Annotated in this window: 16 protein-coding genes; 6 read left to right on the forward strand and 10 right to left on the reverse strand. The window is 65.1% G+C overall.

Annotated elements, in window-relative coordinates; all coding sequences use genetic code 11:
- Positions 1–37: 37 nt before the first annotated feature.
- From AC0WRY_RS12860 to AC0WRY_RS12900, 9 genes are read right to left on the reverse strand one after another with little or no spacing between them, the layout of a single operon-like run.
- On the reverse strand, positions 38–1,015 hold the full coding sequence (locus tag AC0WRY_RS12860; protein WP_194407332.1) for an ABC transporter permease: 978 nt from the start codon (positions 1,013–1,015) through the stop codon (positions 38–40).
- Positions 1,012–1,962 (reverse strand): ABC transporter permease, encoded by a 951-nt coding sequence (locus tag AC0WRY_RS12865; protein ID WP_194407333.1) that lies wholly within the window; start codon positions 1,960–1,962, stop codon positions 1,012–1,014. The genes AC0WRY_RS12860 and AC0WRY_RS12865 overlap by 4 nt, the downstream gene beginning before the upstream one ends.
- A complete protein-coding gene (locus tag AC0WRY_RS12870) occupies positions 1,955–3,478 on the reverse strand; it encodes a sugar ABC transporter ATP-binding protein (protein WP_194407334.1) in 1,524 nt (507 codons plus the stop codon). Before AC0WRY_RS12870 ends, AC0WRY_RS12865 begins: the two co-directional genes overlap by 8 nt.
- A complete protein-coding gene (locus AC0WRY_RS12875; protein WP_194407335.1) occupies positions 3,475–4,869 on the reverse strand; it encodes an FAD-linked oxidase C-terminal domain-containing protein in 1,395 nt (464 codons plus the stop codon). Before AC0WRY_RS12875 ends, AC0WRY_RS12870 begins: the two co-directional genes overlap by 4 nt.
- Positions 4,870–4,927: 58 nt before the next feature.
- Positions 4,928–5,812 (reverse strand): intradiol ring-cleavage dioxygenase, encoded by an 885-nt coding sequence (locus AC0WRY_RS12880; RefSeq protein ID WP_194407336.1) that lies wholly within the window; start codon positions 5,810–5,812, stop codon positions 4,928–4,930.
- Between the two features lie 14 nt (positions 5,813–5,826).
- Positions 5,827–6,729 carry an NAD(P)-dependent oxidoreductase gene (locus AC0WRY_RS12885; protein ID WP_194407337.1) on the reverse strand — a complete coding sequence of 301 codons (903 nt, stop codon included), beginning with the start codon at positions 6,727–6,729 and terminating at the stop codon, positions 5,827–5,829.
- Positions 6,730–6,750: 21 nt separating this feature from the next.
- The gene (locus tag AC0WRY_RS12890) at positions 6,751–8,115 is read right to left on the reverse strand and encodes an amidohydrolase family protein (RefSeq protein WP_194407338.1); all 1,365 of its coding nucleotides are present in this window, start codon (positions 8,113–8,115) and stop codon (positions 6,751–6,753) included.
- Positions 8,116–8,119: 4 nt separating this feature from the next.
- Entirely contained in the window at positions 8,120–9,199 is a 1,080-nt protein-coding gene (locus AC0WRY_RS12895) for a maleylacetate reductase (protein ID WP_194407339.1), read from the reverse strand.
- Positions 9,196–9,519 (reverse strand): Dabb family protein, encoded by a 324-nt coding sequence (locus AC0WRY_RS12900; RefSeq protein WP_491123180.1) that lies wholly within the window; start codon positions 9,517–9,519, stop codon positions 9,196–9,198. Before AC0WRY_RS12900 ends, AC0WRY_RS12895 begins: the two co-directional genes overlap by 4 nt.
- Before the next feature lie 108 nt (positions 9,520–9,627).
- Between AC0WRY_RS12900 and AC0WRY_RS12905 the strand changes: the two genes are divergently transcribed.
- From AC0WRY_RS12905 to AC0WRY_RS12930, 6 genes are all read left to right on the forward strand, one after another.
- Entirely contained in the window at positions 9,628–10,551 is a 924-nt protein-coding gene (locus AC0WRY_RS12905) for a LysR family transcriptional regulator (RefSeq protein ID WP_194407341.1), read from the forward strand.
- Positions 10,552–10,564: 13 nt separating this feature from the next.
- Complete coding sequence (gene xylB / locus AC0WRY_RS12910; RefSeq protein ID WP_491123181.1) at positions 10,565–12,010, forward strand: xylulokinase; 1,446 nt, start codon at positions 10,565–10,567, stop codon at positions 12,008–12,010.
- A 130-nt stretch (positions 12,011–12,140) separates the two neighbouring features.
- Entirely contained in the window at positions 12,141–13,664 is a 1,524-nt protein-coding gene (locus tag AC0WRY_RS12915; protein ID WP_194407343.1) for a sugar ABC transporter ATP-binding protein, read from the forward strand.
- Positions 13,657–14,697 (forward strand): ABC transporter permease subunit, encoded by a 1,041-nt coding sequence (locus AC0WRY_RS12920; protein WP_491123182.1) that lies wholly within the window; start codon positions 13,657–13,659, stop codon positions 14,695–14,697. Before AC0WRY_RS12915 ends, AC0WRY_RS12920 begins: the two co-directional genes overlap by 8 nt.
- A gap of 101 nt (positions 14,698–14,798) precedes the next feature.
- Positions 14,799–15,746 (forward strand): ABC transporter substrate-binding protein, encoded by a 948-nt coding sequence (locus AC0WRY_RS12925; RefSeq protein WP_194407345.1) that lies wholly within the window; start codon positions 14,799–14,801, stop codon positions 15,744–15,746.
- 463 nt (positions 15,747–16,209) lie between these two features.
- Entirely contained in the window at positions 16,210–17,214 is a 1,005-nt protein-coding gene (locus AC0WRY_RS12930) for a hypothetical protein (protein ID WP_491123183.1), read from the forward strand.
- Positions 17,215–17,371: 157 nt separating this feature from the next.
- Here AC0WRY_RS12930 and AC0WRY_RS12935 read toward each other — a convergent pair whose 3' ends face one another.
- Positions 17,372–18,907, reverse strand: a complete 1,536-nt coding sequence (locus tag AC0WRY_RS12935; protein WP_491123184.1) for a glucosamine inositolphosphorylceramide transferase family protein — start codon at positions 18,905–18,907, stop codon at positions 17,372–17,374.
- Positions 18,908–18,923: the final 16 nt, after the last annotated feature.

Raw genomic sequence — 18,923 nt, forward strand, 5'->3', positions numbered from 1 at the left:
CTCCATCCCTCGTTTTGCTTGTTGGAACTCTAAGAACTCATTGCGCGCGGCGGCGCGTCTTCATGTCGAGCCAGACCGCGAGAATGACGATGATGCCGGTGACGAGCGGCTGCCAATTGGCGCTGACCGAGAGCAGGTTCATGCCGTTCAGCACCAAGGTCAGGATCAGTGCGCCGATGAAGGTGCCGAACACGGTGCCGACGCCGCCGAACAACGAGGTGCCGCCGATCAGCACCGCCGCGATGGCGGGCAGGGTCAGGCTTTCGCCGATGTCGGCTTCGGCCGAATTGAGCCGCGACAGGAAGATGATCGAGGCGAGCCCCGCCATGATGCCTGAGACCGTGTAGACCAGCAGCAGGCGCCGCGCGACCGGAATGCCGGAGAGGCGGGCCGCGACCGGATTGGCGCCGATCGCATAGATCTCCTGACCCCAGATCGTGCGTTGCGCGAAGAACGTTCCGATGCCGAGGAACACCAGCAGCAGATAGACCGGGATCGGCAGGCCGAACAGATAGCCGCTGCCGATCTGGCGGAAGCCCGCGGGGAAGCCGTGCAGCGTTTCGCCCGCCATGTACCAATAGGTGAGCCCGTTCAGCACCCACAGCATGCCGTAAGTTGCGATGAAGGAGGGGATGCGCAGCGCGGTGACCATGACGCCGTTGAGGAGGCCGACGATGCCGCCGCAGGCGAGCCCCGTGAGGATGCCGAGCGCCGGCGAGCCGGTCTTGTGGATCACGGTGCCGGCGATGCAGGCCGACAGCGCGACATTGGCGCCGACGGACAGATCGAGGCCGGCGGTCAGCACCACCAGTGTCAGGCCTGAGGCGATGAAGAAGGTCAGGCTCGCCTGGCGCAGCACGTTGAGGATATTGCCGAGGCTGAGGAAGGAGTCGCTGAGCACGGCGAGCACCGCGCAGATTAGCAGCGCCGCGAGCAGGCGGTAGAACACCTGGATCGCGTCTTGCGACAGGAAAGAGCGCGGCGGCATGATCGTCTCTTTGGTGATGTCGGTCATGCCCGGCTCCTGAGGCCATCGAGGAACAGCGCGACGATGACGAGCACGCCGACGCTGGCGACCTGCACGGAGGACGGCAACGAGATCAGGTTCAGCCCGTTACGCAATACGCCGACGGAGAGGACGCCGAGCAGGGTGCCGAGCAGCCAGCCATTGCCGCGCTCGAACGAGGTGCCGCCGACGGCGACCGCGGCGATGGCATCGAATTCGAGGCCGAGGCCCGCGGTCGGGTGGCCGGAATTCATCCGCGCGGTCATCAACAGGCCGGCGATGCCGGCCATGGCGCCGCCGATCGCATAGACCGCGATCAGCAGCTTGTTCGGCGACAGGCCGGCATAGCGCAGCGCCTCGCGGTTGCCGCCGAGCGCGAAAATGTAGGTGCCGAAGCGGGTGTGATAGAGCAAGCCGTGGAACGCCGCGTAGGTGACCAGCGCCATCACGATCGGCACGGGAATGCCGAGCAGCGTCGCCGAATAGATGTCGCGCACGCTGTGGGGGATGCCGACCACGCTCTGGCCGTCGCTGACGATCAGCGACAGGCCCTGCGCCATGCCGAGCGTGCCCAGCGTCGCGACGAAGGGCGGAATGCCAAGGATCGCCACCAGCCAGCCGTTGGTGACACCGAAGGCTGCGCCGACGAGGAGCCCGGCGCCGAGGCCCAGCAGCATTGACTTGGTCGCGAGCGACACAATGGCAACGCACAGCGAGGTCAGCGTCAGCACCGCGCCCATCGACAGGTCCAGCCCCTCGGTCATGATGATCAGCGTCATCGGCAGAGCGAGCATGGTGAGGATGGTCGATTGCACCAGCACATTGGAGAGGTTGGCGACCGACAGGAAGCCGGGTGCGATCGCGCCGAACAGGGCGATGAGCAGCACCAGCACGATGGCGACGCCGGGAATGCGCTGCAATGGATTCGGCTGTGAGACGACCGCGGCTTCACGCATGATGCATCCCCAGGCGCACGATGTTTTCCTCCGTGAGTTCGTTGCGCGTCAGATGCCCGGCGATGCGGCCCTCGCGCATCACATAGGCGCGGTCGCAGACGTGGCAGATCTCGACCTGCTCGGACGAGATCATCAGCGCCGCCGCGCCGTCGGCCACAAGACGGTCGATCAGCGCAAAGATCTCCGACTTGGCGCCGACGTCGATGCCGCGCGTCGGCTCGTCGAAGATGAAGAGCTTTGAGCCGGCCGCCAGCCATTTGCCGATCACGACCTTCTGCTGGTTGCCGCCGGAGAGCAGGCCGACGGTCTGCCGCGCGCTCGGCGTTGCGATGCGCAATTGCCGGATCAGGGCGTCGGAGGTGCGCTGCGCGCCGCGCTGGTCGAACAAGCCGCTCGGGAACAGTTTTCGCAGCGCCGACACCACGAGGTTGTCGCTCACCGACCGCAGCAGCGCGAGGCCCTCGCTCTTGCGGCTCTCCGGGATCAGCGCGATGCCGCGGCGGGCGGCAAGGTCAGGCTCGCCGGAAATCGCCTTGCCGTCGAAGATGATCTCGCCTGACGTGACGGGATCGGCGCCGAAGATGGCGCGCGCGACCTCGCTGCGGCCGGAGCCGACGAGGCCGCACAGGCCCACGATCTCGCCCCGGCGCACCTCGATGTTGATGTCGGAGATGCCGGTGGGCGAAGTCAGGCCTTTGACCTCCAGCAGCAGCTCGCCCGGCTTGTCGGCAAAGTGACGGGGATAGGTCATGTCGACGTTGCGGCCGACCATCATGCGCACGAGCTGGTCCGGCGTGACGTCGGCGGGCCTGACGCCGTCGATGCGGCGGCCGTCGCGCAGCACCGTGATGCGGTCGCCGAGCGCGAACACTTCGGCCATGCGATGCGAGATGTAGACGATGGACACGCCGTCTGCCTTGAGCCGTGCGATCAAAGCGAACAAGAGCTCTGTCTCGCGGTCGGACAGCGCCGCGGTCGGCTCATCCATGACGAGGATCCGCGCGTTCTGGCTGATCGCCTTGGCGATCTCGACCATCTGCTGCTGCGCGACGCCGAGCTTGTCGACGGTGGTGGAGGGATCGATGTCAAAGCCGATCGTGTCGAGGACGCGCCTGGCGTCGGCCAGGATCCTGCGGCGGTCGATGGTGCCGGGGATACGGCCCTTCGGCTCGCGCCCAAGGAAGATGTTCTGGGCGATGTCCAGATAGGGGACCAGCGAGAATTCCTGGAAGATCACGGCAATGCCGAGCTTCTGCGCATCCGCAGTCGAGGAGATCGCGACCTTCTCGCCGTTGTGATAGAACTCCCCGGCATCGGCACGATAGGCGCCACACAGCACCTTCATCAGGCTCGACTTGCCGGCGCCGTTTTCGCCCAGCAGCATGTGGACTTCGCCGGGATACACTGCAAAGGACACGTCATCCAGCGCCTTGACGCCGGGAAACTCCTTGCTGATGCCGCGCAGCTCCAAGAGCGGCGTGGGTGAGGTAACATCGATCGGAAGCGCGTCGCTCATATGTTGGCTCCGCTCGCAAAGATCTTTCCGGGATTCATCAACCCGTCAGGATCGAGCGCCCGCTTGATTGATCGCATCACGTCCACTGCCTCGCCGAGTTCGTCCGTGAGATAGTCGATCTTGCCGAGCCCGATGCCGTGCTCGCCGGTGCAGGTGCCGTCCATGGATATGGCGCGGGCGACCATACGGGCCTGCAGCGCCTTGGCGCCTTCGGCTTCCTCGGGCTTCGCCGGGTCGATCAGGATCAGCATGTGGAAATTGCCGTCGCCGACATGGCCGACGATCGGCGCCGTAAAACCGTGCTGGTCTGCGTCCCGCCGCGTCTCGGTCAGGCATTCCGCCAGCCGGGAGATCGGCACGCAGACATCGGTGATCACGGCGCGCGCGCCAGGCCGCAGGCCCAGCCCCGCATAAAGCGTGTTGTCGCGCGCGTGCCAGAGCCGGCTGCGGTCTTCCTGTGCCTTGGCCCAGGCAAAGCCATGTCCGCCGTGGTCGGCGGCGATCGCCTGTGCGGCCTCGGCCTGCTCGGCAACGGAGCTCTCGGAGCCATGGAATTCGAAGAACAGGGTCGGTGCCTCGCGATAGCCGAGCTTGGCGTAGGCGTTGATGCCGCGCATCATGACGTCGTCGAGCAGTTCGATCCGGGCCACGGGGATCGCGGACTGGATCACCGAGATGGCGGTATCCACGGCGTTGTGCAGGCTGTCGAAGCTGCAGACAGCCGCCGAGATCGCCTGCGGCACGGGATGCACTTTCAGCGTGATCCCGGTGATGACGCCGAGCGTGCCTTCCGCGCCGACGAACATGCGGGTCAAATCGTAGCCCGCGGCTGATTTCCGCGCGCGCCTGGCGGTGCGGATGATGCGGCCGTCGGCCAGCACCACCTCCAGCGCCATGACATTATCCTTCATGGTGCCGTAACGCACTGCCATGGTCCCGGAGGCGCGGGTCGAGGTCATGCCGCCGATCGAGGCGTCGGCGCCGGGATCGATCGGGAAAAACAGGCCGGTATTGCGCAGCTCCGCATTGAGCTGCTTGCGGGTGATGCCGGGCTGCACCACGACATCCATGTCGCTGTCGTGCACGGCCAGCACCTTGTCCATGCGCGCGAAGTCGAAGCAGACTCCGCCCGCGACCGCGGCCGCATTGCCTTCGAGCGAGGTGCCGGCGCCGAACGGCACGATCGGCATATTCGCACCAGCGCACAGCTTGACGATCTCGGCGACCTCCTGCGTCGTCTCGGGGAAGACGACGATGTCGGGCGGCAGGCTCCGGTAATGCGACTCGCTCTGCCCGTGCTGATCGAGCACGCCGCGCGCAACGCTCGCGCGCGGGCCGATCAGGCCGGTGAGGCGATCGGCCAATATGCTCGTGCTGACCCGCGGTCCCATCCTGGTTCCCTGTCTGCTCCCTGTTGCCGGACTCTTGTTCGGTCCATCGCCGCCAAGCTTAGGCGGCTCTTGCGTTGCTCGCGACCTGCTTCAGGCCGAAATCATAATTGAGGTGAAAATACTCACCGTCCACCATGCGACCATCCGGCGCACGGCCGGCGGGGTGACGGACGAACTCCCGGATCAGGCTGTCCTTGACGCCGAACACCACGTCGCTGTCGAGATATTGGTCGCCGGCAACGAACACGTGCGTCACGAGCTGCTCGAAGCCGGGCGCCGAGATCATGAAGTGCACATGTGCCGGGCGCCAGGGATGGCGTCCCTGGGCCTCCAGCATGTCGCCGACCGGACCGTCATGCGGAATGGGGTAGGCGGCCGGCTTGATCGACCAGAAATGGAAGCGGCCGTTGGCATCGGTGTGGAAGCGGGCGCGCATGGCGAGATCGCCGATGCTGTCGAGTTGCTGCACGTCGTAATAGCCGTCATCGTCGGAGTGCCAGACGTCCACGACGGCGCCTGCCAGCGGCTTGCCGTCGACGGTCGAAACCGATCCGGTGACGAGCATCGAATCGCCTTCCATCGGGCCGGAGATGTCGGCGCCGCTGTCCTTCTCCGGCGCGGCCTGCACGAAGAACGGGCCGAGCACGGTGGTCTCGGTCGCGCCCTCCGGCACCGGGTGATTGATGGCATCGACCAGCATGGAGACACCGAGCGTGTCCGACAGCAGGATGAACTCCTGGCGCTTGTCGTTGCACATGTGGCCGGTGCGGGTCAGGAAGTCGATGCCGAACTCCCACTCCTTCTGGGTCGGACGCACCTCGCGGACGAAGGCGTGAAGATGACGCACCAGCGCTTCGCTGATCTCTTTGATCCGCGGATCGGTCGCGCCCGCGATCCGCTCCAGCACTGCTTCCGTGATCGTGGTCTCGTTGAAGTTACGCATGGGGCCTCCGAGGATCAGAGTTCGGGTTCGCCAAGGCCGGACAGCCGCTCGAGATGTTTGACGGTGGCGATGAAGTCGGTGTCGCCGTCGCCTTGGGCGACCAGCGAGCCATAGGTCTCGCGCACTTGTGCGGCGAGCTGAAGCGGCACGCCGACGGCATGGCCGGCACCGAGAATGAGGTCGAGGTCCTTGGCCATCTGCTTGCAGGAGAAGGTTGACTCGAAGTCGCGCCTGCGCAGTGGCGCGGTCTTGTACTTCACCATGGGGGAGGCGACCGCGCTGTCGTCGAGCACCTTCAGGATGTCCTGCCAGGCAATGCCGCCCTTGCGAGCCAGCGCGAGGCTTTCCGCTATCATCGCGGCCGACACCGCGATCATTAGATTGACCGAGAGCTTTGCGTAGCGCGCTTCTTCGGCGGGCCCGAGATAGGTCTGGGCACGGGTGAAGGCTGCGAACAGCGGCTTGAGTTTCTCGAACGCATCCTTGGGGCCCGAGACGAAGCAGGTCAGCGCGCCCGTGTGGACGATGCTGGCATTGCCGGAAACCGGCGAACGCAGATAGGCAATGCCGCGCGCCTGCGCGGCGGCTGCGACTTCGGTCGAGGCCTCGACGCTGACGGTACTGGTCTCGATGAGGACCGCGTCTGGCGCCATTGCGGCGACCAAGCCGGCGGAGCCGAGCAGCGCCCCGCGCAAGGCTGCATCGTCGGGCAGGGAGGTGACGACAGCGGCCTTGCCGCTGACGGCCTCGGCCGGCGATGCCACAGTCGCAATGCCTTGCGTGCGCGCCTCGTTGATCCGTGCCGCGCTCTGATCGAACGCGGTGACGGCGTAACCGGCCTTGGCCACGAGCGCCGACATCGGCAGGCCCATCTTACCAATTCCGATGAAAGCGATGTTCTTCGAAGCGTTTGTCATTGTTATCGTCCGTTGGCGCCTTCAGGCGGCGCGTCCCTGTCGTTCGATGTCCTGCACCAGCCGCCGGCCCGATTGCGCTAGCAGCTCTTTCTTGGCCTCCAATCCTTCGACCGGCAGTCGGCCATTCCGCTTCTTCCAGGCGCCGCCGATCATGACGGCCTCGATGTTGGCGAGGCTTGTCTGCATCACCACGGTCGCGACGGGATCATGAACCGGGTGGAGATTGAGGTCGGAGGCGTTGATGATGACGAGGTCGGCGAGCTTGCCCGGTGTCAGCGATCCGATCTGGTTTTCGCGGCCGAGCATGCGGGCACCTTCCGTCGTGATCCATCGCAGCGCCTCGCGCACGGGAACCGTGGTCGTCGCCGGAATGCTGCCGCTGGTCTTGCGCGACTCGGCATTGTCGAGCGCCCGCTGCATGGACAGCGCGATGCGGGCGGCGGAGAAGAGATCGCCGGCCAGGATGGATTCGAGGTCGATGCCGATCGTCGGCCGCACGCCGCGCTTGAGCAAACGCCCGGTGATCGGAAAACCATGGCCCTGGATCATCTCGTTCTCCGGCGTCACCGAGAACGACACGCCAAGATCGACCATCCGGTCCAGCAACGTGTCCGGCAGGTCGTTGCCATGGACGATGTTGGTGCCCGAACCGACGAGGCCAGCCTCGATCAGCTTCTCCCAGCCGCCGGCCGTCTTGGCCGGGCCGCCGCCCTGGTGCATGGAGGCGATCAGGTTCAGCTCGCGCGCCAGACGGAAGTCCTGCACCGCAACGTCGAGTGTCGAATAATGCGGACCGAGAATGGCGAGCCCGAGCGTGACGAGGCCGTCGCGGTCGGCAAGGGGGCCCGCCAGCAGCCGCTCGACCTCGCGGCGCGGGTGTGGCACTTCCGAGAAATGCGGCTCGCCCGGCTTCGGCTCCGGCTTGGGCGAACCGTGGAAGAAGGCGGCGCGGATCCCGCTCTCGATCAAGCCGTGTACGGCAGCGTCGGTGTGATCTGGCGTCGGATTGTTGTGGCACCAGTCAACCAGCGTGGTGGTGCCGCAATTGATCTGGTTCAGTGCGCCGACGAGGGTTGCAATGTGGATATCTTCGGGCCGGAACACGGTCGCAAGGCCGGCATGCATGCGGCGGAAATATTCCAGCAGCGTCCAGTTCGCGGCGAAGCCGCGCAAGCCGGTCTGCCAGGTGTGCATATGCGCGTTGATCAGGCCGGGAATGACGATGCGGTCCTTGCCGTCAATGATCTCGACATCTGTCGCGACGTCGATCGATGGCCGCACGTCGATGATGCGGCTGCCCTCGACCAGCACATCGCCGGTTGCGAGATCGCCGATCGCGTCATCCATGGTGATGACAATAGCGGATTTGATCAGCGTGCGCCGCATCGCCTCACACCGCCGCTTTGACGGGGACCGGCGGCTCGCCGGCCCAGGCGCGTGCAATCACATCGCGAATGGCGTTGCGGTCGAGCGGCCGCGGATTCCAGTAAGCATTGGTCACCGCGAGATCGGCCGCCTTGTCGATGCCGGCTTCGGGCATGCCGACGTCGCGCAGCGCCAGCTTCGCGCCGAGCCGCTTGGCGAGATCGTGAAGACCTTGCGGTGCGTCAGCCGCGCCGATCGCGCGCGAGATGCGTGAAATCGCATTGGGCACGGCCGGGGCGTTGTAAGCGAGCGCATGCGGCAGCACGATGGTGTGGGTTTCGGCATGCGGCAGATCAAACGTGCCGCCGAGCGTATGGCAGAGCTTGTGATGCAGCGCCATGCCGACAGTGCCCAGACAAACGCCGCACAGCCAGGCGCCATAGAGCGCTTCGGTGCGGGCCTCGCGATCGTCGCTTTTCGCGGCGATGGCGGGCAGGGCCTTGGCCAGGGCGCGAATGCCTTCTTCGGCCATCAGCAATGTCACGGGGTTGGCGTCGCGTGCGTACAGCGCCTCCACCGCATGCGCAATCGCGTTGATGCCGGATGTTGCCGCGAGGCTCGCCGGCAGCGTCAAGGTGAGATCGACATCGTAGATCACGGTCTCGGGCAGGATCGCCGCGTCGCGCACCGTGGTTTTCAGGCCGTTCTCGGTCTGCCCGACGATCGGCGTCATCTCCGAGCCGGCATAGGTGGTGGGAATGCAGAGCTGGTTGATTCCGGTGCGCAAGGCCAACGCCTTGCCGAGGCCCGTGGTCGAGCCGCCGCCGAGCGAGACGACGCAGTCGGCCTCGCACGCCTGCATCGCGGCGAGCGCGCGCTCCGTGACCTCGACCGGCGTGTGCATGGTCGCGCCGGGAAAGATGCCGGCATAGAGCGGGCCGAGCGCCGCGCCGAGGCTCTTGCCCTGCGCCTCCTGCTGCGGCGTCGTCAGCACCAGCGCGCGCTTGCCCCCGAGTCGCTCGACCTCGGCCTTGGCTTCAGCCAGCGTTCCGCTGCCGAACACGACGCGGCAGGGCAGGTTTTCAAAGGTGAACGAACCGATCATGCGCCGGTCTCTTTGATGGGATAATCGACCTGGAAGCGCCCGATCCGCAAGTCGCCCAATGCCTCGCGCACCCGCAGATGTTCCGGATGGTTGGCATAGGCGCTGAGCGCTGTCTGGTCGGTGAATTCGGAGAACAGAACGACGTCGCAGGCGTAATCGACCGCGCTGACATCCATGCCGACTTCGATATGGGTGAGGCCGTCGATCCGGCCCTTGAGGCCCTCGAACAGCGTCTTGACCTTGACCCGGGCGGCGGAGCGCTCCTCGGGGGTCTCCCCGCGCAGCCGCCACATCACGATGTGCCTGATCGGGCCCGACATTTCCTGATTTCCTCGCCTGTCCCAGTGCTTTGTTGGGAGCTATTTTGCCTTGCAGAAATCGGAAATAAAGACCAAAATTTGTAAGTCTCTTTTCCGATATACGCAAAAATGGACCGGCTGCTTCAACTCGAGGTCTTCTCCAAAACGGCCGAGCTCGGCAGCCTTTCCAAAGCTGCCGAAACATTGCGGATGTCGAACGCGGCCGCGAGCCGCCATCTCAGCGCCCTGGAGGAGCGGCTTGCGGTCCGGCTGATCGAGCGCAACACGCGCCGGCAATGGCTGACCGAGGCAGGGCAGGAGCTGTTGCAACGCTGCAGCACGCTCTTGAACGAACTCGCCGAAGCCGAGGACGCCGTCTCCGACCGTGCGCTGTCACCGAAGGGCATGCTGCGCGTCACGTCCTCGCTGTCCTTTGCGATGATCTATCTCGCGCCGATGCTGCCCGCCTTCCGCGCGCTCTACCCCGATCTCAGTGTGCAGATCATCAGCGCCAACCGCTATCTGGATTTCATCGAGGCCGGCATCGACGTCGCGATCCGCACGCGCGAGCATGAGCCGGATTCCAACATCGTCGTCCGCCGCATTGGCCAGATGCACCGTGTGCTCGCGGCGGCTCCTTCCTATCTGGAAAAGCACGGCCGGCCCGAGCATCCCGCCGATCTCGCCCGCCACGACATGCTGATCTACAATCTCGCCAACGATCCCTATTCGCTACGGCTGAGCCAGGGCAGCACGACGCAGACGGTGCGGATCGCGCCGACGCTCGACAGCAATGACGGCCAGATCATTTGTGGTGCAGCGCGTGCGGGGCTCGGCATCCTGATCCAGCCGCTCTACATCGTGCAGGGCGATATCGCGGCCGGTCGGCTGGTGCCTGTCCTGAGCGACTGGCAGCTGCCGCTGCTCACCATGAACATCGCTTACCAGAACCGCGTCAGGCTGCCGGCCAAGATCAGGGTGTTCTCGGACTTCCTGGTCAGCCACATCCGTGAGCATTCAGAGCCAGGGATCTGGATGGACGCGGCGAAGTGAGCGGGAAGCATCCATGTATCTCGGCATCGATCTCGGCACCTCCGCAGTCAAGACGGTTCTCGTCGACGACACCCAGCGCGTGATCGCAAGCGCGAGCAGGCCGCTGACGATCGCCTCGCCGCAGCCGGGTCATTCCGAGCAGGACCCCGCGCAATGGATCGATGCGGCCTTCGCCACGCTCGATGCGCTGAAGGCTTCGCATGGACAAGAGCTGGCGGCGGTCAAGGGCATTGGGCTGTCCGGCCAGATGCATGGCGCCACGCTGCTCGACGCGGGCTTGAGGCCCTTGCGGCCCTGCATCCTCTGGAACGATGGACGCGCCGCCGCGGAATGTCGTGTCCTGGAGCAACGCTGGCCCGCCTTGCGCGCGGTGACGGGCAACAAGGCGATGCCGGGATTCACCGCGCCAAAACTGCTCTGGATCGCAACGCATGAGCCCAACATTTTCGCTGCGACGAAGCTCGTGCTGCAGCCAAAGGCCTATCTGCGCCTGGCGCTTTCGGGCGAGGCCGTCGAGGATGTCTCGGATGCATCGGGATCCCTGTGGCTCGACGCTGCGCGCCGGGACTGGTCGGACGCCGCATTGGCCGCAACGGGCCTGACGCGCGAGCACATGCCGAGTCTGGTCGAGGGATGCGCGCCCGCAGCAAGGCTGCGGAGCGAGCTGGCGCGGCGCTGGGGCATGACCGGGCGGCCGGTAATCGCGGGCGGTGCCGGCGACAATCCGTCGGGCGCCATCGGCATCGGCGCGATCCAGCCGGGAACCGCGTTCATATCCTTGGGAACATCGGGTGCCCTGTTGGCGCCGACCGCCACGATCGCCGCCAATCCGGACCGCGCGGTGCACACGTTCTGCCATGCCATCCCGGGCATGTGGATACAGGCCGGCGCGATCCTGTCGGCCGCCTCCTGCCTGGCTTGGGCCGCGCGCCTGTTCGGTGTCACTGAGACCGAGTTGTTGGCGCCGCTAGGATCGCGCCCGCGGGCGCCGTCGCCGGTGAGCTTCCTGCCTTATCTCGCAGGGGAGCGGACACCGCATGACGATCCCGCCGTGCGCGGCATGCTCGATGGTTTAAGCCATGGCACCGATCGCAATGCGATCGTGCAGGCGGTGCTCGAAGGCGTTGCCTTCGCGCTGACCGATTGCCGCGACGCTCTCGCGGATGCCGGTATCGCGATCGCGGAAGCCGACGTCATCGGCGGTGGTTCGCGGTCATCGTTCTGGCTTTCGGTTCTCGCAACCGTGCTGAATGTTCCCATCCACCGCTTCGCCGGCGGCGAGACCGGCGCGGCGTTCGGTGCGGCAAGATTAGGGCGGCTTGCTGTCACGGGTGAGGCAATCGCAACCGTGTGCACGCGACCGCAACGCGTCGAGACGTTCGAACCTGACACCGGGCTGACCGATGCTTACGCCGAACGGCTTCCCGCCTGGCGCGAACTGTATCGGCCGCGCCACTAGCATCGCCGCGATATCGTATTTCGCTGTGTTCGGTATTGCCCTGTGCCGCGGCCTTTTGTTTAATGCGTGAGCCGCGCTGACAAGAAGATCGAGACGCGGGTGGGAAACGCATTGTGCGCCGGGAGGCACGATGAATGCTCCGATCCTCGAGATGCGCGGGGTCTCCAAATCCTTCTTCGGCATCAAGGCGCTGCGTGCCGTCGATCTCACCGTCTATGCCGGCGAGATTCATGCCTTGATGGGTGAGAACGGCGCCGGCAAGTCGACGCTGATGAAAATCCTGTCCGGCGCCTACAAGCCTGATCCCGGCGGCGAGATCCGCATCGAAGGGCATCCGGTCCGGATTGAAGGTCCGCTCGGCGGCCGCGCGGCGGGCATCTCCATCATCTATCAGGAGCTGTCGCTCGCTCCCAATCTCAGCGTCGCCGAGAATATCTATCTCGGTCGCGAGATCTCGCGTTCAGGACTGCTGGCGCGCGGGGAGATGCGTGAGGGCGTCGGTCCCATTTTGAAGCGGCTTGGCGCAGACTTCCTGCCCTCGACGCTGGTCGCCCATTTGTCCATGGGCCAGCGGCAACTGGTCGAGATCGCCCGTGCCCTGCATGCGAGGTCAAAGATCCTGATCATGGACGAGCCGACCACCGCACTGTCGGCGGGCGAGAGCGCGCGGCTGTTCGCGCTGATCCGCCAGCTCAGGGCGGAAGGGCTCGCCATCATCTACATCTCGCACCGCATGGACGAGGTCTACGCGCTCGGCGACCGCGTGACCGTGCTGCGGGACGGCCGGCTGGTCGGCTCGCTCGACAAGCCCGAAATCCGTGCCGACACCATCGTGCGGCTGATGGTCGGGCGCGACGTCTCCTCGTTCTACAAGAAGGACCACGATCCCGACGCGGGGCGCGGGCACCCCGTGCTCGCAGCGATCGACATAGCCGATGGCCAGCGCGTCAAGGGCTGCTCGCTTACGGTGCATGCAGGTGAGGTGGTCGGGCTCGCCGGCCTGATCGGCGCCGGCCGCACCGAGCTTGCGCATCTCATCATCGGCGCGCTGCCAAAAACCTCCGGCCGGCTCGAGCTGGAAGGACAGCCGGTCGAGATCCGCACCCCCGGTGAGGCGCTCGAGGCCGGCATCGCCTATCTGACCGAGGACCGCAAAGCGCTCGGCCTGTTCCTGGATATGTCCTGTCTGGACAACATCAACCTCGCGGTGCTCGGCCGCGATGCCAAGCTCGGCTGGTTCCTGGACCGTGACAAGGCGCGCGAGCGCGCCGATCGGGCCTTCGCTGGCCTCAGCATCCGCGCCGCCAATGTCGGCGTCCCCGCCGGTGGCCTGTCCGGCGGCAATCAGCAGAAGCTGCTGCTGTCGCGGCTTCTCGCCATCGCGCCGAAGGTGCTGATCCTCGACGAGCCGACGCGTGGCGTCGATGTCGGCGCCAAGTCCGAGATCTATTCGATCATCGACAATCTGGCCAAGGCCGGCACCGCGATCCTCGTCATCTCGTCCGACCTGCCCGAGATCATCGGCATTTGCGACCGCGTCGCCGTCATGCGGGCCGGGCACATCGCCGGCGAGGTGAGCCGCGGACCCAATTCGCCGCTGACACAAGAAGACATCATGGCGCTTGCCACGGGGATGGAGCATCTCGATGCCTGACAACGGTGCTGCGGAGGTCCAGTCCGCCCCGACGACGACCAATGGCGCTGCCGCCGAGACAAAGCGCCAGCGGGTGAGGGTGCTGATCAGCGCGCTCGGCATGCTGCCGGTGCTGTTGATCCTCTGCATCGGCTTTCATTTTCTGTCCGAGGGACGCTTCTTCACCGGACAGAATCTCGGCATCGTGTTGCAGCAGGCCGCAGTGAACACTGTGCTCGCCGCGGGCATGACCTTCGTCATCCTCACCGGCGGCATCGACCTTTCGGTCGGTTCGATCCTGGCGGCCTCCGCGATGGCCGGGTTGACGCTGTCCAAGCTGCCGGAGCTTGGCATGCTGTGGCTGCCGGCCTCGCTGCTCACGGGCCTTGGCTTCGGCATCGTCAACGGCGCGCTGATCGCGCTGCTCCGCCTGCCGCCTTTCATCGTCACGCTCGGCTCTCTTACCGCGGTGCGTGGCCTTGCGCGACTGCTCGGGGCCGACACCACCGTGTTCAATCCCTCGATCCCCTATGCCTTCATCGGCAACGGCTCGCTGACGCTCGTTCCCGGCGTCGCATCGATCCCGTGGCTCTCGGTGATCGCCTTGCTCGTCATTCTGGTGTCGTGGCTGGTGCTGCGCCGGACCGTGCTCGGCGTGCACATCTACGCGGTGGGCGGCAACGAGAGCGCGGCGCGGCTTGCGGGCATCAAGGTTTGGGCCGTGCTGATCTTCGTCTACGGTGTTTCCGGGCTTTTCGCCGGGCTCGGCGGCGCCATGCAGGCGGCGCGGCTCTATGCCGCCAATGGCCTGCAGCTCGGCCAGTCCTACGAGCTCGACGCGATCACCGCCGTGATCCTCGGCGGCACCTCGTTCGTCGGCGGCATCGGCTCGATCTGGGGGACGCTGGTCGGCGCGCTGATCATCGCGGTGCTGTCGAACGGCCTCATCCTCGTCGGTGTCTCCGACATCTGGCAATATGTGATCAAGGGCCTCGTCATCATTGGCGCCGTGGCGCTGGATCGGTACCGGCTGCAAGGCTCCGCCAGAACATAAAGGCTCCGCCAGAACTTAAAGGCTCGGCCAGAACATGAAAGCTTCCGTTGCGGCAACTGGTCTGCCGCGCCGGGGACCAAGACAGACCAGGGAGGAAGTCCATGTTGAAGACGATCATGCTCGCCGGCGCCGCGACGGCGCTTGTTCTTAGCACCGTGCCGTCCTCGGCGAAGGAGCTCAAGTCGATCGGCGTCTCGCTGGGGTCGATGGGCAACCCGTTCTTTGTCGCACTGGCGAAGGGCGCCGAGTTCGAGGCCAGGAAGACCAATCCCAACGTGAAGATCACGGCGGTCGGCTTCGAATACGATCTCGGCAAGCAGGTCACCCAGATCGACAATTTCATCGCCGCCGGCGTCGATCTGATCCTGCTCAACCCCGGCGATCCCAAGGCGATCGGGCCTGCGATCAAGAAGGCGCAGGCCGCCGGCATCGTCGTCGTCGCGGTCGATACCGCGGCCGAAGGCGCCGATGCCACCGTGACCACGAACAACGTGCAGGCCGGCGAGATCTCCTGCCAGTACATCGTCGACAAGCTGGGCGGCAAGGGCGAGGTCATCATCGAGAACGGACCGCAGGTCTCCGCCGTGATCGACCGCGTCGTCGGCTGCAAGAACGTCTTCTCGAAGAATCCCGGCATCAAGGTGTTGTCCAACGACCAGGACGGCAAAGGCTCGCGCGAAGGCGGTCTCACCGTTGCTCAGGGCTATCTGACCCGCTTCCCCAAGATCGACGCCATCTTCGCCATCAACGATCCCCAGGCGATCGGCACCGACCTTGCGGCGCGCCAGCAGAACCGAACCGGCATCGTCATCACCGCGGTCGACGGTGCGCCCGATATCGAGGCCGCGCTGAAAGATCCGCAGTCGCCGCAGATTCAGGCTTCGGCTTCGCAGGATCCGTTCTTCATGGCGCGCCGCGCCGTGCAGGTCGGTGTTGGTATCCTCAATGGCCAGAAGCCGGCCTCGACCGTCGAGCTGCTGCCGTCCAAGCTCGTGACCAGGGACAACGTCGCCGAGTACAAGGGCTGGACCTCCGATCGTTCGCAGTAAGCCTCCCTTGCTGAGGCGGCAAACCACGAATTGCGGGCGGTGTGTTTGATTCACGCCGCCCGTGGCGTCATGGCCGCAGGCTCGCGCCAGGGCGTGTACTCATAAATCCGGCCGGCCTGCGCGTGGGCCGTGTCCGCTAGTTTTTCACACCGGGCATGGCTAATGCGCCCTAGTTAGGCCGCTGAGGGCCACTTCCAGACGTCGCCGATGGGTATATGGAATCATCGTCCACCCCGGAGAACAGCAAGTGGCCCGAATAGAAACCTTCGTATGGATCGCAGCGAGTTTCATAATCCTTTTGGCCGCCACTTCCCTACGGGCTTTAGCAACACCAGAAGCGTCTGCATGCGGGTACCTCGCTGGTCTAATCGATAAGGCACCGCCAGGGCCGTTGTTTTTGCGCAGCTATCCGACCGTGGAATCGGGGCCTCTCCATGGCGCCGCATACCTTTATGACAATGCGGTGGCCGCCATCGCGTTGGTCGGTTGCGGTGAGCGAGACAAAGCGTCTCGAATCGGCTCGGCAATTCTCTGGGCCCTCGACAACGACCGCACCTGGCATGATGGTCGCCTCAGGAACGCTTACGCGGCGGGTGTGGTGGTGAACGGCCCCGCCAAACTTCCGGGGTGGTGGGACAATACTCAAAACAAATGGTTGGAGGATCGATATCAGGTGGGCAGCGATGTTGGTAACGTGGCATGGGCCATGTTGGCGTTGCTGTCGATCGATGGCGCAAACACCGGCTCTCGGTTCCGCGATGGCGCAGCGCGGCTTGGCGCCTGGGTCGCGCAATGGGCCGATACGCGCGGTACTGGCGGCTTCACGGGTGGTACGTTTGGGCACGAACCGACGCCGGAAGTGCGGACGTGGAAATCGACTGAACATAATACTGACCTCGCCGCCGCGTTTGGCCTTCTTGCGATCCGTACAGGCGACTCGCACTGGCGCGATAAGGCAACGGTTGCCGAGTACTTCGTAAATACGATGTGGGATCCGGGGTGCGCCTGTTTTGCCACGGGGACCGCTGAAGACGGAGTCACGCATAATCCGATTTTGGCCCTGGATGCCCAGATCTGGCCTTTAACAGCGCTTCACGGAGCGGCCGGGAAATTTGCAACGGCAATGACGACCGCTGAACAGCGGATGAGTGTCGACGGAGGCTTTTCTTACGGTGAAGACCGGGATGGTGTGTGGACCGAAGGGACGGGCCAAATGGCTCTCTTGATGAAATTGCTCGGCAAGACCGAGAGGGCGGAATCGTTGATCTCTGTCATCGAATCCCAGAGGTCGCCCGATGGTGGGTTCTATGCCACGAGTGTCCGCGCGTTACCGACGGGGTTCGTGTTGGACACCGACCCGACCAAGCCGCGAAACTATTTCCGATTGTCACATCTTGGCGCAGCTTCGTGGGCAGCCCTCGCGGAACGTGGGTTCAATCCCTTTACGATGACAAAAGGACTCCCCTAGCCGAGCCGCAGTGCTTCTCGTCTCAGCCGTTTCGGTCTGGGTTTGATTTCGATATGTCCGCAACGGCTCACAAGCCGCCGGTCACCCTCAAGTGGCGGACTTCCGCTTTGCGTTAGAAGCGAACGTTCATGAGTACACGCCGTAAATCTAATCTGCGTCAGCGCGCGGCGGAAGGATTGGTTCGCGCGGGCAACACACTCGACGGAGACTTGCTGGCAAAAGCGTTCGTCTTGGGCTGGACGTGCGATCCGTCGATCACCTCGAGCCGGCCGCAACGGTTCAGGGTGTGGAGCTTCCTGCCGGGCCATGCCGGTCCGGGCTTCAGCGAATGGCGCACGACCTGCCTGAAGGCGGTCGGCGACAACTCGACCACTTCCGCCAGCGCGAGTGCCGCGCCGTAGCCGTCGGTGCAGTTCTGCACCGGGCGCCACAATGTGCCGTTGATCGTGACGAAATTCCCCGCCGGCCGCGTGCTCGCGCGGTCGATCAGCACCGGGTTGCTGGCGTGCGGCAGCCAGGGCCCCAGGAGGTGATCGGCATGATAGATCGCCAGCGAATCCGAGTAGCCGCCGGCTCCGTCGCGCCAGGCGCCGAACAGGTAATGCAGGCCGTTATGCCGCGTGATCGTGACGTCGGCCAGCTCGAGGCCTGACAGCAGCGTCGCGTGCCGCTCCCATTTGTCCGGGAACCGGACGCATTTGTAGAGGGCGACGTCCCCGTTGGTCGAGCTCTCCGGGATCATCCACAATGCGCCACCGTCTTCGATCAGAAACGGATAGGAGAGATGCCAGGGCTCCTCCAGCACCGGCACGGCTTCTCCCACCGGGCCGGCGTCGTTGAACTCGATCGCCGAGATGATGCCTTTTCCGACGCGGTGGTCGAGATCTTCGAAGAAGACGAATGTTCGCCCCTGCCAATTGATCGGAAACGGGTCCGCGTAGAAGCGATGCCCTGGATCGGGAAGGACGTTCCAGCCCGGTCCGGACAGATCGCCGGTCTGCCAGACCCCTGCGCCGTCGTTGAAGCGCCAGCCGACATGCCAATGCGGGGCATAGCAGCAGAGGCGATAGATCTCCTTGGCAATTGAGACGGCAAGGCCACGTATGACGTAGCCAGCGGGGCCACGGCCCGAACCATGTCCGGCGCGGCGCGCCAGCTCCGGCACAATCCGCGGCCTTCCCGACAGGATCGCCGCCACCATGGTCAGGGTTCGCGCCATGACGGTTTCGAGAGCGCCGCTGAGCCCTGCGGCAATTTCACCGGATGGATGGCCGCGATCGAGGACTGAGCCGTCGATCTCGTTGACGATGTCGATCACCGGCAGGTCGCCGGCCAGAATGGCGGCGAGCGCGGCGTTCTCGCCGGCAACGCCATTGAACAGCGGACGGAGATACAGCTGGGCGGAGCTGTTCGGATCGCGCGCGCCGCCGGTGAAATCGACGACCACGTCGGCGCTCCCGGCATGAGCCAGCGTCCGCTCCGGAATGGCGTCGAGCCTGTTGGCGCCGCTGGGCTTGCCCTTGTGCAACACCAAACGTTCGAGCTCGAACAGGGCGTCGAGACCTGCGGGCCGCGGCTCGGCCGTTGCCGCCCAGGCGATTTGAACCGGAACATCCCGGCCGTCGACCGACAGCGTCGCGCGGCCCATCCATCGCCGCGCGTATTCACGTTCACAGCGAAACTCGATAATCATGTCGAGCCCATCACTT

The sequence above is a fragment of the Bradyrhizobium sp. T-12 genome, assembly GCF_058314695.1.

Coding starts and splice junctions, on each gene's coding strand:
- AC0WRY_RS12860 (WP_194407332.1), bottom strand. CDS start 1,015: ATGACCGACATCACCAAAGAGACGATCATGCCGCCGCGCTCTTTCCTG.
- AC0WRY_RS12925 (WP_194407345.1), top strand. CDS start 14,799: ATGTTGAAGACGATCATGCTCGCCGGCGCCGCGACGGCGCTTGTTCTT.
- AC0WRY_RS12870 (WP_194407334.1), bottom strand. CDS start 3,478: ATGAGCGACGCGCTTCCGATCGATGTTACCTCACCCACGCCGCTCTTG.
- AC0WRY_RS12880 (WP_194407336.1), bottom strand. CDS start 5,812: ATGCGTAACTTCAACGAGACCACGATCACGGAAGCAGTGCTGGAGCGG.
- AC0WRY_RS12895 (WP_194407339.1), bottom strand. CDS start 9,199: ATGATCGGTTCGTTCACCTTTGAAAACCTGCCCTGCCGCGTCGTGTTC.
- AC0WRY_RS12890 (WP_194407338.1), bottom strand. CDS start 8,115: ATGCGGCGCACGCTGATCAAATCCGCTATTGTCATCACCATGGATGAC.
- AC0WRY_RS12875 (WP_194407335.1), bottom strand. CDS start 4,869: ATGGGACCGCGGGTCAGCACGAGCATATTGGCCGATCGCCTCACCGGC.
- AC0WRY_RS12865 (WP_194407333.1), bottom strand. CDS start 1,962: ATGCGTGAAGCCGCGGTCGTCTCACAGCCGAATCCATTGCAGCGCATT.
- AC0WRY_RS12935 (WP_491123184.1), bottom strand. CDS start 18,907: ATGATTATCGAGTTTCGCTGTGAACGTGAATACGCGCGGCGATGGATG.
- AC0WRY_RS12920 (WP_491123182.1), top strand. CDS start 13,657: ATGCCTGACAACGGTGCTGCGGAGGTCCAGTCCGCCCCGACGACGACC.
- xylB (WP_491123181.1), top strand. CDS start 10,565: ATGTATCTCGGCATCGATCTCGGCACCTCCGCAGTCAAGACGGTTCTC.
- AC0WRY_RS12900 (WP_491123180.1), bottom strand. CDS start 9,519: ATGTCGGGCCCGATCAGGCACATCGTGATGTGGCGGCTGCGCGGGGAG.
- AC0WRY_RS12905 (WP_194407341.1), top strand. CDS start 9,628: ATGGACCGGCTGCTTCAACTCGAGGTCTTCTCCAAAACGGCCGAGCTC.
- AC0WRY_RS12885 (WP_194407337.1), bottom strand. CDS start 6,729: ATGACAAACGCTTCGAAGAACATCGCTTTCATCGGAATTGGTAAGATG.
- AC0WRY_RS12915 (WP_194407343.1), top strand. CDS start 12,141: ATGAATGCTCCGATCCTCGAGATGCGCGGGGTCTCCAAATCCTTCTTC.